General features: G+C 72.1%; 14 protein-coding genes. 7 read left to right on the forward strand and 7 right to left on the reverse strand.

The genetic code is table 11. From position 1 onward, the window contains the following. Window positions 1-21: 21 nt before the first annotated feature. On the forward strand, window positions 22-957 hold the full coding sequence (locus ACZ7CD_RS31015; RefSeq protein WP_470380276.1) for a GlxA family transcriptional regulator: 936 nt from the start codon (window positions 22-24) through the stop codon (window positions 955-957). A gap of 10 nt (window positions 958-967) precedes the next feature. Here ACZ7CD_RS31015 and ACZ7CD_RS31020 read toward each other — a convergent pair whose 3' ends face one another. The 3 genes from ACZ7CD_RS31020 to ACZ7CD_RS31030 form a co-directional block, all read right to left on the reverse strand. Continuing rightward, window positions 968-2,482, reverse strand: coding sequence for a PH domain-containing protein (locus tag ACZ7CD_RS31020; protein WP_470380277.1), 1,515 nt, complete (start codon window positions 2,480-2,482; stop codon window positions 968-970). Beyond that, the gene (locus ACZ7CD_RS31025) at window positions 2,479-2,961 is read right to left on the reverse strand and encodes a PH domain-containing protein (protein WP_458434469.1); all 483 of its coding nucleotides are present in this window, start codon (window positions 2,959-2,961) and stop codon (window positions 2,479-2,481) included. Before ACZ7CD_RS31025 ends, ACZ7CD_RS31020 begins: the two co-directional genes overlap by 4 nt. A gap of 125 nt (window positions 2,962-3,086) precedes the next feature. Next, window positions 3,087-3,218 carry a hypothetical protein gene (locus ACZ7CD_RS31030; protein ID WP_360400968.1) on the reverse strand — a complete coding sequence of 44 codons (132 nt, stop codon included), beginning with the start codon at window positions 3,216-3,218 and terminating at the stop codon, window positions 3,087-3,089. Window positions 3,219-3,248: 30 nt separating this feature from the next. On the opposite strand from ACZ7CD_RS31030, the gene ACZ7CD_RS31035 reads away from it, so the two are divergent. Then, window positions 3,249-4,487 (forward strand): helix-turn-helix domain-containing protein, encoded by a 1,239-nt coding sequence (locus tag ACZ7CD_RS31035; protein WP_360400965.1) that lies wholly within the window; start codon window positions 3,249-3,251, stop codon window positions 4,485-4,487. Between the two features lie 225 nt (window positions 4,488-4,712). On the opposite strand, the gene ACZ7CD_RS31040 is transcribed toward ACZ7CD_RS31035, so the two are convergent. The 3 genes from ACZ7CD_RS31040 to ACZ7CD_RS31050 form a co-directional block, all read right to left on the reverse strand. Continuing rightward, the gene (locus ACZ7CD_RS31040; protein WP_360400962.1) at window positions 4,713-6,023 is read right to left on the reverse strand and encodes a LuxR C-terminal-related transcriptional regulator; all 1,311 of its coding nucleotides are present in this window, start codon (window positions 6,021-6,023) and stop codon (window positions 4,713-4,715) included. A gap of 33 nt (window positions 6,024-6,056) precedes the next feature. Next, window positions 6,057-7,556 carry an AMP-binding protein gene (locus tag ACZ7CD_RS31045; protein ID WP_470380278.1) on the reverse strand — a complete coding sequence of 500 codons (1,500 nt, stop codon included), beginning with the start codon at window positions 7,554-7,556 and terminating at the stop codon, window positions 6,057-6,059. Window positions 7,557-7,629: 73 nt separating this feature from the next. Then, entirely contained in the window at window positions 7,630-7,830 is a 201-nt protein-coding gene (locus ACZ7CD_RS31050) for a hypothetical protein (protein ID WP_360400956.1), read from the reverse strand. Window positions 7,831-8,008: 178 nt separating this feature from the next. On the opposite strand from ACZ7CD_RS31050, the gene ACZ7CD_RS31055 reads away from it, so the two are divergent. Then, window positions 8,009-9,196, forward strand: a complete 1,188-nt coding sequence (locus ACZ7CD_RS31055) for an NAD(P)/FAD-dependent oxidoreductase (protein ID WP_470372105.1) — start codon at window positions 8,009-8,011, stop codon at window positions 9,194-9,196. Between the two features lie 5 nt (window positions 9,197-9,201). On the opposite strand, the gene ACZ7CD_RS31060 is transcribed toward ACZ7CD_RS31055, so the two are convergent. Beyond that, window positions 9,202-9,675, reverse strand: a complete 474-nt coding sequence (locus ACZ7CD_RS31060; protein WP_360400947.1) for a MarR family winged helix-turn-helix transcriptional regulator — start codon at window positions 9,673-9,675, stop codon at window positions 9,202-9,204. 82 nt (window positions 9,676-9,757) lie between these two features. Here ACZ7CD_RS31060 and ACZ7CD_RS31065 point away from each other — a divergent pair, with 82 nt between their 5' ends. The 4 genes from ACZ7CD_RS31065 (at window position 9,758) to ACZ7CD_RS31080 (ending at window position 12,280) form a co-directional block, all read left to right on the forward strand. Then, the gene (locus ACZ7CD_RS31065) at window positions 9,758-10,339 is read left to right on the forward strand and encodes an FMN-dependent NADH-azoreductase (protein WP_360400944.1); all 582 of its coding nucleotides are present in this window, start codon (window positions 9,758-9,760) and stop codon (window positions 10,337-10,339) included. A gap of 9 nt (window positions 10,340-10,348) precedes the next feature. Beyond that, window positions 10,349-10,741: an NUDIX hydrolase gene (locus tag ACZ7CD_RS31070; RefSeq protein WP_360400941.1), complete on the forward strand. Its 393-nt coding sequence runs from the start codon at window positions 10,349-10,351 to the stop codon at window positions 10,739-10,741. Window positions 10,742-11,006: 265 nt separating this feature from the next. Then, window positions 11,007-11,954 (forward strand): tetratricopeptide repeat protein, encoded by a 948-nt coding sequence (locus ACZ7CD_RS31075; RefSeq protein ID WP_470380279.1) that lies wholly within the window; start codon window positions 11,007-11,009, stop codon window positions 11,952-11,954. After that, entirely contained in the window at window positions 11,954-12,280 is a 327-nt protein-coding gene (locus ACZ7CD_RS31080) for a hypothetical protein (RefSeq protein WP_360400935.1), read from the forward strand. Before ACZ7CD_RS31075 ends, ACZ7CD_RS31080 begins: the two co-directional genes overlap by 1 nt.

A 12,280-nucleotide genomic window follows, 5' to 3' on the forward strand; every position in this document is an offset into this window, starting at 1 on the left:
AACATGTGAAAGAATCGGGCCATGCACCGGATCGCCGTCCTCGCGCTCGAACAGTCGGTGGCGTTCGACATCGGCAGCTCGACGCACATGTTCGCCCGGCTCACCGACCGCTACGAGGTGGTCGTCTGCTCGCCGGACCGCCGCCCGATCCCCACCAGCGGCGGCTTCACGATCGCGCCCGAGCACGGCCTGGAGGTGCTGCGGGACGCGGACACGGTGCTCGTCCCCGGCACGCACTACCGGCCCGCACGGGAGGGGTGGCTCGAACCGGCGGTGCGGGAGGCGCTCACGACGACGAACGCCCGGCGGATCATGTCGATCTGCACCGGCGCGTTCGTGCTGGCCGCCGCCGGGCTGCTGGACGGACGGCCGGCGACCACGCACTGGCGCACCACCGAGGAGTTCCGCGCGCTCTACCCGGAGGTGCGGCTCAACCCGGACGTGCTGTTCATCGACGACGGCGACGTGCTCACCTCGGCCGGTGTCGCCGCGGGCATCGACCTGTGCCTGCACGTCATCCGGTCCGACCACGGCAGCGAGGTGGCGAACTGGGTCGCCCGCTACTGCGTCGTCCCCGCGTGGCGGCAGGGCGGCCAGTCCCAGTTCGTCGACCGCCCGGTGCCGAGCTACCCGGACACCTCCACGGCGCTCGCCCGCGAGTGGGCCTTGGAGCGACTCCAAGAACCGCTCGACCTCGCCGCGATGGCCGCGCAGGTGCGGATGAGCGTGCGCACGTTCACCCGCCGGTTCCGCGCCGAGACCGGCATGTCGCCCGGCCAGTGGCTGACCCAGCAGCGCCTCGACCGCGCGCGGCACCTGCTGGAGTCCACGGACCTGCCGGTCGACCAGGTCGCGAACCACGCCGGGTTCGGCACGGGAGCGGCGTTGCGGCAGCAGCTGGCGGCGTCGATCGGGGTGTCGCCGAGCGCCTACCGGCAGACGTTCCGCACGGCCTGACGCCGGGCGGTCAGCCCTCGACCAGGAACGGGCGCAACAGGTCCGGCACCGCCTCGTCGGCGAGCGCCAGCCCGTCGGACTCGCCGACGTCGGTCACGCGGTAGATGCCCGCCCCGGCCGCCGTCGTGGCGCCGACGGTCAGCAGACCGCTGCGGCGCTGGAAGAACGACCGCTGGATGCGCCAGCCGATGATGCCGGTGCGTTGCAGCGCGACCGTGCTGCGGACCAGGGAACCGTTGCGGGTCACCAGGTAGCGCGGGTCCAGCGCGTGGCCGAGCGAGCGGTAGTTGTCCCAGCCGACCAGCGCGGAGAACGGCAGGACCACCAGCGGGATCGGCCACGCCCACGACGGCGCCCAGACCGCCAGCCCCGCCGCGATCACCACCCACGGCACGACGTGGCGGACCAGGCTGCGGCGCAACGCGGCGAACGGGTGCCCGCGCAACGCCCTGGTCGTCGGGTCGTCCTCGACCCGCAGCACGTCGCGCGCCACCTGGTGGGCCACCGCGATCGGCGCGGGCGGCAGCAGCAGGCTGCTCTCGCCCTTCGAGCCCAGACCCGTTGTCACCGCGACGGCCTTCGCGCCCTTGCCGGCGCGCACCAGCAGCGGTTCCTGGACGTCGACGCCGCGCAGCCGCTGCTCCTCCACCGACACCGAGCGGGTGGTGAGCAGCCCCCGTTGCACGCGCAGGGTCCTGTCCGGTTCACGGGTCAGCCGGTAGTTCCAGAACTGCAGGACGTACAGCGGCACGGACAGCACGAGCCCCAGGACGACCAGCGCGATGGCGAACCCGCCGAAGAGCTGGAAGCTCGGGTGCTCGAACAGCCAGCCCCACAGGTCGTGCACCACGTCGAGACCGAGGTCGTCGGCGTAGTTCGACAGCACGCCGAACACCGCACCGATCGCGACCAGGCCCGACAGCGACAGCGGCGCGAACCGCAGCCACCGCGGGTCGAGCTGCGAGATCACCTCGGACGGCGCGGGGTCAGCCGGTGCCGCGCCGTCCTCGGCCGACCGCGGCTGGGCGACCGCCTTGCGCAGCAACAGCACCCGCAGCCGCTCGGCCTCTTCGGACGTCACGGCGTCGAGCGTGAGGCCGTCGGTGCCGGGGGTGTCCTGCTGCCCGGTGCCGATCCGCACAGCGGACAACCCGAACACGCGGTGGCCGGGCTTCGAGGTGAGGTCGACCGTCCTGATGCGATCGCGCGGCACCGAGAGCTGCTTGCGGGTCAGCAGACCTGTGTGCAGCTCCACCTGGTCGTCGGTGATGCGGTACTTCGTGGTGCGCCACAGCAGGAAGCTGAACGTGAGGATCATCGTGACCGTGGCGCCGCTCGCGATGAGCCGCCACTTCTCGCCGTCACCGGTGAAGAGCAGCACCAGGATCGGCACCAGCATCGCCATGCCCTCGTTCAGCGGGCGCACGATGAGCATCCGCACGTGCAACCGGTGCCACTGCGACAACGGTTCCGCGAACTCGGGTGCGGCGGGCAGCCCCGCTGGCAGGTTCGCGGGTGTCGTCACGTGGCATCACCCGGCGTGGCCTGGGTCGTGGTGGTGAGCTCCTCCACGAGCCTGCGCGCGGTCTCGTGGTCCAAGCCCTCGATCTCCACCGGTCCCGCCGCCGACGCGGTCGTGACGGTGACCGTGGCCAGGCCGAGCAGCTGCTGGAACGGACCGCGCTTGGTGTCGACGGTCTGGATGCGCGAGACCGGGGCGACCCGCCACTCCTGGTTCAGCCAGCCCGACAACGTGTAGACCGCGTCGGAGGTCGTCTCCCAGCGGTGCACGCGGTAGCGCCAGCTCGGTTCGACCGCCGTGTGCACGAGCCCGACGACACCGGTGGCCACCAGCAGCACCAGCTCCCACGTGGGCGGCTGGGGCACCAGCAGGAACACGACGAGCTGCGGGATGAAGAGCACCAGCCAGAACACGGCGGCCTGCATCGTCCACAGCAGGACCGACCTCGGGCTGACCTGGTGACGTGGCGCGCGCAGTTGCAGAGTCACCCCACAACTGTGCCTCACCGGTGCGCACCCGTGTGGCCAGGTGTGTCAATTGGTGTGCCGGTGCCGGTGCGGTCGCGCTTGCGAGGGAGGCGGGACCGCACCGGCACCGGCCGGGGTGATCAGTGCGCGATGCTGTACGGCGGCGTGAACAGCTCGGCCGGGTCGGCCGACGCCGTCGCGGAGATCGCCGCTACCGCGCCCAAACCGAGGATCACGGCGGCGATGGTCCGAGCGATACTGTGCAACTTCATTGAGGTGCTCCGTTCCGATTGGTGGCGACCGTGGATGAGGGCAGGAAGTCTTTGACGAGGTTCGGCGCGCGGTTGCGGGCGGTTCGGCTGCAACGCGGTTTGTCGCAAAAGGACCTCGCCTGCCCCGGCGTCTCCATGAGCTACGTGTCGAGACTGGAGTCCGGCGAACGCGTGCCGTCGCCCGCCGTCGTGCGCAGGCTCGCCGAGGTGCTGGGCGTCGACCCCACCGAGCTGGTGGTCGACGAGGACCGCACCGCCGTGCAGGACGAGGCGCTGGCGTGGTGCGAGGCCCTGTTCGCCTACCACGACGGCGACCTGGTGACCGCCGCCGACCTGTTGGAGGCGCTGGGGAAGCGGGCGGACGAGCAGATGTTCGGCTGGAGCGCGCGCTGGACCAGGCTCGTGGTGCTGGCCAGGCAGCACGACGACGAGGGGCTGCTGCTGGCGGCGGCGGAGCTGCGCCGGTCGTGGTCTCCCGGCCCCGCGGTGGACGCGCTGGTGGAGGTCCTGCGCGCCGCGGCGTTGCGGCGCCTTGGCCGGTCCGCCGAGTCCGTGCGGGCCGCGACCGAGGCCGTCGAGCTCGCCGGCGGTGACGGCGACCGGGTGCGCCGGGTTGGCACCCGCGCCCTGATCGCGCTGTGCGCCGAGCTCACCGCTGCGGGCCGGCTCGCCGACGCCGAACAGGTCGTGGAGCAGCTGTCCGTGCGGCTGCCCGAGCTCGGCCGCGACCGGCTGGCGATCTCCACGTGGTGGGTGCGCGCCAGGGTGGCCGACCGGCTCGGCGACCGCACCGAGGCCGCGCACTGCATGCGCGAGGCGCTGGCGCTGCTCGCCGGCCACGACGGCGACCCCGAGTTCCGCTGCCGGGTCCGGCTCGCCGGTGCCGCCCTCGCGCTGCGGGCACCGGGTGCGAACCTCGACGAGGTCGTCGCGCTGCTGGACGAGGTGGAGAGGGCCGCCGCCGCGCTGCGCCGCCCGGACGGGCTGCTCGCCCACGCCCGCGCGGTGCGCGCCGAGCTGGCGTTGCGCGACGGGGAGGTCGACCGCGCGCGGGACCTCGCGGAGCAGGCGCTGGCGACCGGTGCGCTCGAAGCCGAGCACCAGCTGCGGTGCCACCTGCTGCTCGTGCGGGCCGCGGACGAGGTCGACCCGGACGGCGGCGGTGCCGCGCGCACGGCGCTGGCCGCGCTGCTGGAGCACATCAACCCCGAGGGCGTCGATCCGCTCCTCTGGCGCGACGTGGCGCGCATCGCTCTGCGCAAGCACTGAGCGCGGGCCGCATTGCCCGGTCATGACCGCCCCTCGCTCGTGATCGGGACACCTTGTTAACGGAGCATGACACAGACCAGATACCCGTCACATCACCCAATTCAACCGTGACGACATGGGTAAATCACCCGGATTCCGGCACCACCCCGTCAGCGGCAAGCGGCCGAACGGTCGATCGCCGAGCAGGCCGGTCGGGGCAGTTGTCAACCGGTTGACAACGCATGACTACGAGTCGGTCAGGCTCATCCACCACACGACGGCGCCGGAGCGCCCGTTGACGTCGAGCGTCGAGTAGATCCGCTGGAGGTGGTTCTGCACCGTTTTCGGCGACAGGCCGAGCGCGTCGGCGATCATCGTGGTGCTCGCGCCCGCCGCCACGAGCCGCAGCACCTCGATGCCGCGCTTGGTCAGCCCGGCCCGCAACGCCCGTGCGATCCGGGTGTTCGTGTGCTCGGCGGTACCGGTCTCGCGCAGCTCGCCGGTCTGCGGCACGCGCACCACCGCGTCCTCGCGCTTGGGCTCGAAACGCCTGTGCGCCAACTGTTCCACCAGCCGCGAGGACGGGTCGTGCTCGCGCATCCGCAGCAGGTCCCTGCCCTCCTGCAGCTCCCACAACCGGTACTGCTCCAGCTGCACCCGCGCGTGCCGCAACGCCCGTTCGAAGTCGCCGGCCCGTTCGTAGGCCTCGCTCAGCTGCTGGTGGGCGTGCACCGCGACCTCGCGCGCGAGGCAGCTCATGGCCAGCTCGGCTGCCTGCGTCAGCTGGGTGATCTGCTCGGGGTAGCGGCCGCGCGCCCCGCTCAGCCGCGCCCGCGCCATCAGCGCCTCCGCACGCGCCACCGGCCGGTTCCTTCCGGCAAGCAACTGGTCAGCGCGCTGCCAGCTGCGGTGCGCGCGGTCAAGTTCGCCCAGATCGATGCGCACGTGTGTCAGCAGGACGTTGACCACGGCCATCCGCACCGGGTCGCCGACCTGCTTCCACCGGTCGCGCACCTGCGCGCACAACGCCTCCGCGCGCCGGAGCTTGCGCACGCACGGTTCGCCGTCGAGGCTGCAGCGGCTCTCCTCGGTGCGGATCATGCAGTGCTCGTGGTACTGCATGCGCATCACCCGCGCCTGCTCGAACAGCACCGAGCCGATCAGCTCGCTGTCGCCGGTGAGCTCGGCCAGCCCGAGCGCGCGGGCGAACGAGGTGAAGCTGCGTTCCCGCGAGTCGAGGCGGAGCTCCACCACCGCGCGGGAGAAGCTGCACCGCGCCTGCAGTCCGATGTGGCGGTTCGCCGCCGCGATCTCCTGCACCCGGTCGATGGTGTCGAGCGCGCTGGGCCACAGACCGCGCTTGCCCAGTGCCACCGACTGGGCGAGCACGCCCTCCGCGACGCCCTCGACGTCGTCCAGCCAGGAGAACGCGGCGACGGCCTTCTCCGCGAACTCCAGAGCTTCGCCGGGCCTGCCCTCGTCCAGTGCGATGCGGGCCTCGCGCAGGTTGTGCACCGCGGTGGACCGCGGGTCAGCCGTCCGGCCGGGAACCGTCATGGACCTCTAGCCCCCTCACTCCGGGGGCAGACTCTAGCCCGTTCCCCGCAGCTGCCGTTTCACCACTTTGCCCGCCGCGTTGCGGGGCAGCTCGTCGACGAAGAAGACCTCGCGGGGCACGGAGAACCGCGCCAGGTTCGCGCGCACGTGGTCGCGCACCCGGTCGGCCGTCAGGGTTTCGTCGCCCACCACGTACGCCACGAGGCGCTGGCCGAAGTCCTCGTCCGCCACACCGAGCACGGCGACCTCGGTGACGCCGTCGAGCTGGGAGAGCAGGTCCTCGACCTCGCGCGGGTAGACGTTCTCGCCGCCGGAGACGATCATCTCGTCGTCGCGGCCGGCCACGAACAGCAGGCCGTCCCGCAGGTACCCGAGGTCACCGGTGGACATCAGGCCGTTCAGCGACTCCTTGCTGGTGCCGTTGGTGTAGCCGTCGAACAGCATCTCGTTGCCGACGAAGATCCGGCCGGTCTCGCCGGGGGCCACCGGTGCGCCGTGCTCGTCCACAATGGCCAGTCGGGTGCCCAGCGGCGGCTGACCCGCGGTTCCGGGGTCGCGCAGCATCTCCTCCGGTGTCGCGATGCTCGCCCAGCTCACCTCCGTCGACCCGTAGAGGTTGTAGAGGACGGGTCCGAACTCCTCCAGGGTGCGGGTGGCGACCTTGGGCGGCAACGAGGAGCCGCTGGAGGCGATGACCCGCAGCTTCGGCCGGTGCGGTGTCTCCAGCATCCGTTGCAGCATAACGGGAACGACGAACATGGCGGTGCACCGCTCGGCGTCGCGCAACGCCTGCTCGGGGTCGAACCGGCGGCGCAGCACGAGGGTGGCGCCGAGCACGAGCCCGAGCTGAAACGCGGCGAGGCCCCAGGCGTGGAACAGCGGCGAGGTGATGGAGATGACGTCACCGTGCCGCAGCGGTATCCGCGACAGCAGGGCGGCGGCCGGGGCGAGGCTCGCGGGCTCCGGGCGGCGCGCGCCCTTGGGGCTGCCGGTGGTGCCGGAGGTGAGGATGATCAGGCGTCCGCGCGGGGGACGGCGGGGCAGCGGTGCGCCGGAACCGTTGCGGGCCAACGACTCCAGCTCGTCGGTGAAGATCGTGGGGCGGTCCGGCAGCACGTCGGCGAACTCGCGGTCGGCGACGAACCGGTCGATCCGCTGGTCCTGCGCGACCTGGGCGAGCTGACCGCGGCTCAGGCCGGTGTTGAGCAGCACGGCGTCGGCGCCGATCTTCGTGCAGGCGGTGAGCGTCTCGATGAAGCCGCGGTGGTTGCGGCACAACAGCCCGATGCGTTCCCTCTGGCGGAAGGCGTGCGCGAGCCGGGTGGTGCGCTCGTGGACCTCGGCGTAGGTGAGCACGCCGTCGTCGTCGATGATCGCCGCGCGGTCCGGGTGGCGCCCGGCGCCGGTCTGGTACCCCCACGCGAGCGTGATGTTCCAGTGGAGGAACCCGGTCGCCGTGGCGGCGAGCCCGCGCGGGCCCAGCGGGCGGATCACTCCGGCCTTGACCAGGGTCAGCAGCACGCGGGTCAGCATGCGCCCCACTCTGCCACTTACCTACTTGCGAGTAGGTAACGGTGTGATCGCGATCACAAGGTACTGATCCGGTTCAGGCCTCGGTGTTCGAGGCGGCCACGACCGCCTCGCGCAGGGCGGCCCGCAGCCGGCCGACCTCCAGCGGTGTCAACACGGCGGCTTCGCCCGGCGGCACGTTGATCACGATGTGCCCCTGGCTGACGAACACCGTCATGTCCCGTCGGCGCGAAGCGATGTCGCGGCAGCTCACCTGCCACTCCTCATTGGCTCCCACGGGTGTGCTCCTCCAGCTCGTCCGGCGCCGGCCCGGACGGCCCCGGGCGCTCGCATCACTGAGACGCACGTGACCCAGGGTCATGACGGAGATTTTCGCTTTCTCCGCCGCGCGACCGCGCCGAGCTGCGGATAGCGTCGCACGTGAGACGAGAGCACGTCACCTGAAGGGGTGAAAGATGGCGGAACCGCAACGCATCGTGATCGTCGGGTCCGGTCTGGCCGGTGCCACGGCAGCGGGCGCGCTCCGAGACCGCGGCTTCGGCGGGCGGATCACCGTGCTCGGCACCGAGCTGCACCGCCCGTACGAACTGCCCGCGCTGTCCAAGGACGTGCTGCTGGGCAAGGCGGCCGAACCGGCCTGGGTGCACGAGACGAGCTTCTACTCCGACAACGAGATCGACCTCCAGCTCGGCGTCTCCGCGCTGGAGCTGCGCCCCGGCGACCACGCGCTCGTCGACTCGAACGGCGCCGTCCGCACCTACGACCGGCTGCTGCTCGCCACCGGCTCCCGCCCACGCGTTCTGCCTGGCGCACAAGGACATGTGCTCAGGACGCTGGACGACTCCCACGCCCTGCGCTCGGCGTTGCGCGAGGACCGGCACGTCCTGGTGATCGGCGCGGGCTGGATCGGCTGCGAGGTGGCCGCCGCCGCCCGCGGCCACGGCTGCCGCGTCACCGTCGTGGACCCGCTGGCCGAACCGCTGGTGCGCGTGCTCGGACCGGAGGTGGGCGCGATGTTCCGCCACCTGCACGAGTCGCACGGCGTGGAGTTCCGCCTGGGCACCGGCGTCGCCCGCTTCTCCCCGTCCGGCGTGGTGCTGGAGAACGGTGACGAGCTGCTGGCCGACGTCGTCGTCCTGGCCGTGGGCGCCGCACCCCGCCTGGAGCTCGCCGAGACCGCCGGCCTGGACCTGGCCGCCGGCGGCGTCGCCGTCGACGCGACCCTGCGCACCTCGGCACCCGACGTGTTCGCGGCCGGCGACATCGCGGCCCACGACCACCCGCGGTACGGCCACCGCGTCCGCGTCGAGCACTGGGCGAACGCGAAGGACCAGGGCACCCACGTCGCCGGCTCGTTGCTGGGCCTCGACGAGCCGTACCAGAAGTCCCCGTACTTCTTCACCGACCAGTACGACCTGGGCATGGAGTACCGCGGCCTGGCCGGCCCTGACGACGAGCTGGTGGTCCGCGGCGAGCTGGAGTCGCGGCAGTTCATCGCGTTCTGGCTGCGCGACGGCCGCTTGCGCGCGGCCATGAACGTCAACGTCTGGGACCACGGCACGGCACTGCAGGCCCTGGTGGACGCGCAGGCGACGGTGACGCCGACCCAGCTGCGGGAGGCCGACCTGGGGTCGCTGGCCTAGTTCGGCTAGATGCAGGAGCCGTGCGTCGGCCCCTCGCCGTGCGACAGGTCCTGCAGGGCCTTGCGGATGGTCTCCATCTCCTGCGGGGAGAAGCGGGCGTGGAAGGCGCGTTCGACCTCGGCGAGCGCGTCGCCCGCCTCCTTCTGCAGCGCGCGGCCCTTGTCGGTGATCACCGGCGTGCGCACCCTGCGGTCGGACGGGTCGGGCACCCGCACGAGCAGCTCGGCGCGTTCCAGCTTGTCGAGCTCGCTGGTCAGCGTCGTCTTGTCGAGGCCGAGCATGGCGCCGAGCGCGAGCTGCGTGCGCTGGGCCTCCTCGGTGGCGAGCGCCTGGAGGATCAGCTGGCCGCGCAGGGAGATGCCGAACCGCTGGATCTCCTCGGCGAACGCGGCGCCGACGCGTTGGGCGGCGCGGTGCAGCAGCCAGTTGAAGTCCCACTTCTCCGCGCACGCGGCGATGAGTTCCGGCTGCTCCTGCATGTGACCCATCCTACCTCCCGGAGGAGATGTTCTCAGTTCGGAACATCTTGACTCGGAAGTTCTTCACTCGTATGTTCTGGGTATGACCAACCTGCTGCACCTCGACTCGAGCATCCGCTACGACGGGTCCGTGACCCGCGACATCACCAGGGCCTTCGCCGACAGCTGGCGCGCGGCCAACCCGGAGGGCGGCTACACCTACCGGGACCTCCACGCCGTGCCCGTGCCGCACAAGGACGGCACCGAGCAGGGGATCGCGGCCGAGCTGACCGCCGAGCTCAAGGCCGCCGACGTGCTCCTGATCGGCGCGCCGATGTACAACTTCTCGATCCCGTCCACGTTGAAGGCGTGGATCGACCAGGTCGCGACCTCGGAGTTCTTCGCCCGCGAGGACGGCACGTGGCCGCTGGGGGAGAAGCGGGTCGTCGTCGTGACGGCGCGCGGTGGTTCCTACAAGCCGGGCACGCCGCGCGAGGGCTTCGACTTCCAGGAGCCGTACCTGCGGGCCGTGCTGTCGATGATCGGCCTGGACCGCACCCTGGAGTTCGTGCACGCCGAGCTGACGCTGGCCGACGTGGTGCCGCAGATGCACCAGTTCCGCGAGCTGGCCGTGGAGTCGCTGGCCGACGCGCACCGCGTGGTCAAGGAGCTCGCGTCCGCCTAGCCTGGCGGCATGATCGACAAGATCGCCTGGATCCTGCTGGAGAACGGCCGGGTGCTCGGCACCCGCTCGGCCGGCAAGGACACGTACTACCTGCCCGGTGGCAAGCGCGAGCCGGGGGAGACCGACGTCGAGACGCTCGTGCGCGAGATCCGCGAGGAGCTGTCCGTCGACATCGATGCCGCCTCGGCGCGGCACGTCGGGACGTTCGAGGCGCAGGCGCACGGCCGTTCGTCGGGGGTGACCGTGCGGATGACCTGCTACACGGCGTCGTTCACGGGGGAGCTGGCCGCCGCGAGCGAGATCGAGGAGCTCGCGTGGCTCACGACCGCCGACGTGGACCGGATCTCACCGGTCGTCCGGATCATCTTCGCCCACCTGCACGAGGCGGGCCTGCTGACCTGAGGCAAGCGCTTGCCACGTGATGCGCGTGACTTTCGGTGCAACCGGGACTCACCGGCCGCGGTCCGTCGTTGCAGCAGGTGCGGCAGGGATCGCGGCCCGTCACTCCATCTGACCGGCCGTCGATCGCGCGGGGGCCTCGTGCGCAGTGAAGCGGCGCACCCGGTCCCCGCGCGTCCACCTCCACCACGACCACGCTGACCGGCGCGAAGAGCGCCCAGGCGGTCACCCGTTCGAGGTGCCGCGGTGCGCTGTCACACTGGGCGGCGTGTCCGAGCCGACGACCGCGGTGCTGTTGCGCGCCGCTGAGCTCGCCGCCTCGGGGAAGCCGCGGCAGGCGATCGACCTGCTGCGTCCCCTGGTGACGGCGAACCCTCGGCACGCCGAGGCCTGGTGCCGGCTCGCCGCCGCCCACCTCGACCTGCGCGAACCCGGCCCCGCCCTCGACTCGGCCAAGCGCGCCATGGTGCTCGACGGGGAACGGGCCTGGTCGCAGCGGCTGGCCGCGCTCGCGCTGAGCGACCTGGGCCGCCACCCCGAGGCGGCGGCCGCGGCACGGGAGGCCGTGCGGCAGAAGCCGGGCGACTGGCGCGGGTACGTCGTGCTGGCCGAGGTGCTCGCCGACGTCCCCGACGGCGCGGTGGAGGCGTTCGACGCCGCACTGCACGCCTCGCAGCTCGCACCGTCGGAGGTCCGCGCGGCCCAGGTCCTCGGTGACGCGGCGCTGCGGATGCGCGACTGGGGCACCGCCGAGCACGCTTACCGCCAGGCGATCAAGCTCGACCCGTCCGACGCCGACTCGAAGGCGAACCTCGCCACCGTGCAGCGCCGCCGCACCGCCAAGCCGCCCACGCAGCTCAACAAGGCGCAGGTGTGGCGGTCGCTGCGCACGCTGGCGTTGCTGCTGGTCGGCGGCGGGTTGCTGGCGCTGCTCGCCGGCATGCCCCGCCCCACTCCCTACCTGGCGTTCCTGACCTCCGCGCTGGTGCTCGGCTGCCTGGTCGTGGGCCTGCGGCTGCGGCCGTTCAAGGCGCTGTGGCACCTGCGCAAGCTCGCCGTGACCGTGTCGCTGCTCGGCGCGTCGGCCGCGTTGCTCGCCGGCTGGACCGTCGCGCTGGTGCTGGGCGCCACCACGATGCAGCCTCTTGTGCTTTCCTGGTTGTGCGCCGTGCTCGGCGGCGCCCTGGTCTACGTCGGGGGAGGCAGGAGGCGGTGATGCGGCGCAACGCGGTCGCGCTCGCGATCATGCTGTTCCTCGGACAGCTGTTCGTCCTCGCCGCGCCCGCACCCGCCGCCCACGTCGGGGGCTCGGTCGTGCAGCACACGCACGACGTGGCGAACCTGCCAGGAGCCGTCCCCAAACCGCACAACCAGCAGGCCGCCCAGGTGCCGCTGGCCCAGCTCGCCGCCGACGTGCCGCCGGTCGCGAAGCCCGCGCTGCCCGTCCGGTTCCTCGTCGCGTTCACCCGGCGCGTGCACCGCACGCCCGAGGGCGTCCGCTGGACCCCGCGGCGGGACCGCTCACCGCCTTCCGGTCGCTGA

It is taken from the genome of Lentzea sp. NPDC036949, assembly GCF_055608075.1.

Excerpts from the sequence above, each read along its gene's own strand:
- ACZ7CD_RS31015 (WP_470380276.1), top strand. The coding sequence starts at position 22 with ATGCACCGGATCGCCGTCCTCGCGCTCGAACAGTCGGTGGCGTTCGAC.
- ACZ7CD_RS31030 (WP_360400968.1), bottom strand. The coding sequence starts at position 3,218 with ATGAAGTTGCACAGTATCGCTCGGACCATCGCCGCCGTGATCCTCGGT.
- ACZ7CD_RS31040 (WP_360400962.1), bottom strand. The coding sequence starts at position 6,023 with ATGACGGTTCCCGGCCGGACGGCTGACCCGCGGTCCACCGCGGTGCAC.
- ACZ7CD_RS31045 (WP_470380278.1), bottom strand. The coding sequence starts at position 7,556 with ATGCTGACCCGCGTGCTGCTGACCCTGGTCAAGGCCGGAGTGATCCGC.
- ACZ7CD_RS31055 (WP_470372105.1), top strand. The coding sequence starts at position 8,009 with ATGGCGGAACCGCAACGCATCGTGATCGTCGGGTCCGGTCTGGCCGGT.
- ACZ7CD_RS31060 (WP_360400947.1), bottom strand. The coding sequence starts at position 9,675 with ATGCAGGAGCAGCCGGAACTCATCGCCGCGTGCGCGGAGAAGTGGGAC.
- ACZ7CD_RS31065 (WP_360400944.1), top strand. The coding sequence starts at position 9,758 with ATGACCAACCTGCTGCACCTCGACTCGAGCATCCGCTACGACGGGTCC.
- ACZ7CD_RS31070 (WP_360400941.1), top strand. The coding sequence starts at position 10,349 with ATGATCGACAAGATCGCCTGGATCCTGCTGGAGAACGGCCGGGTGCTC.
- ACZ7CD_RS31080 (WP_360400935.1), top strand. The coding sequence starts at position 11,954 with ATGCGGCGCAACGCGGTCGCGCTCGCGATCATGCTGTTCCTCGGACAG.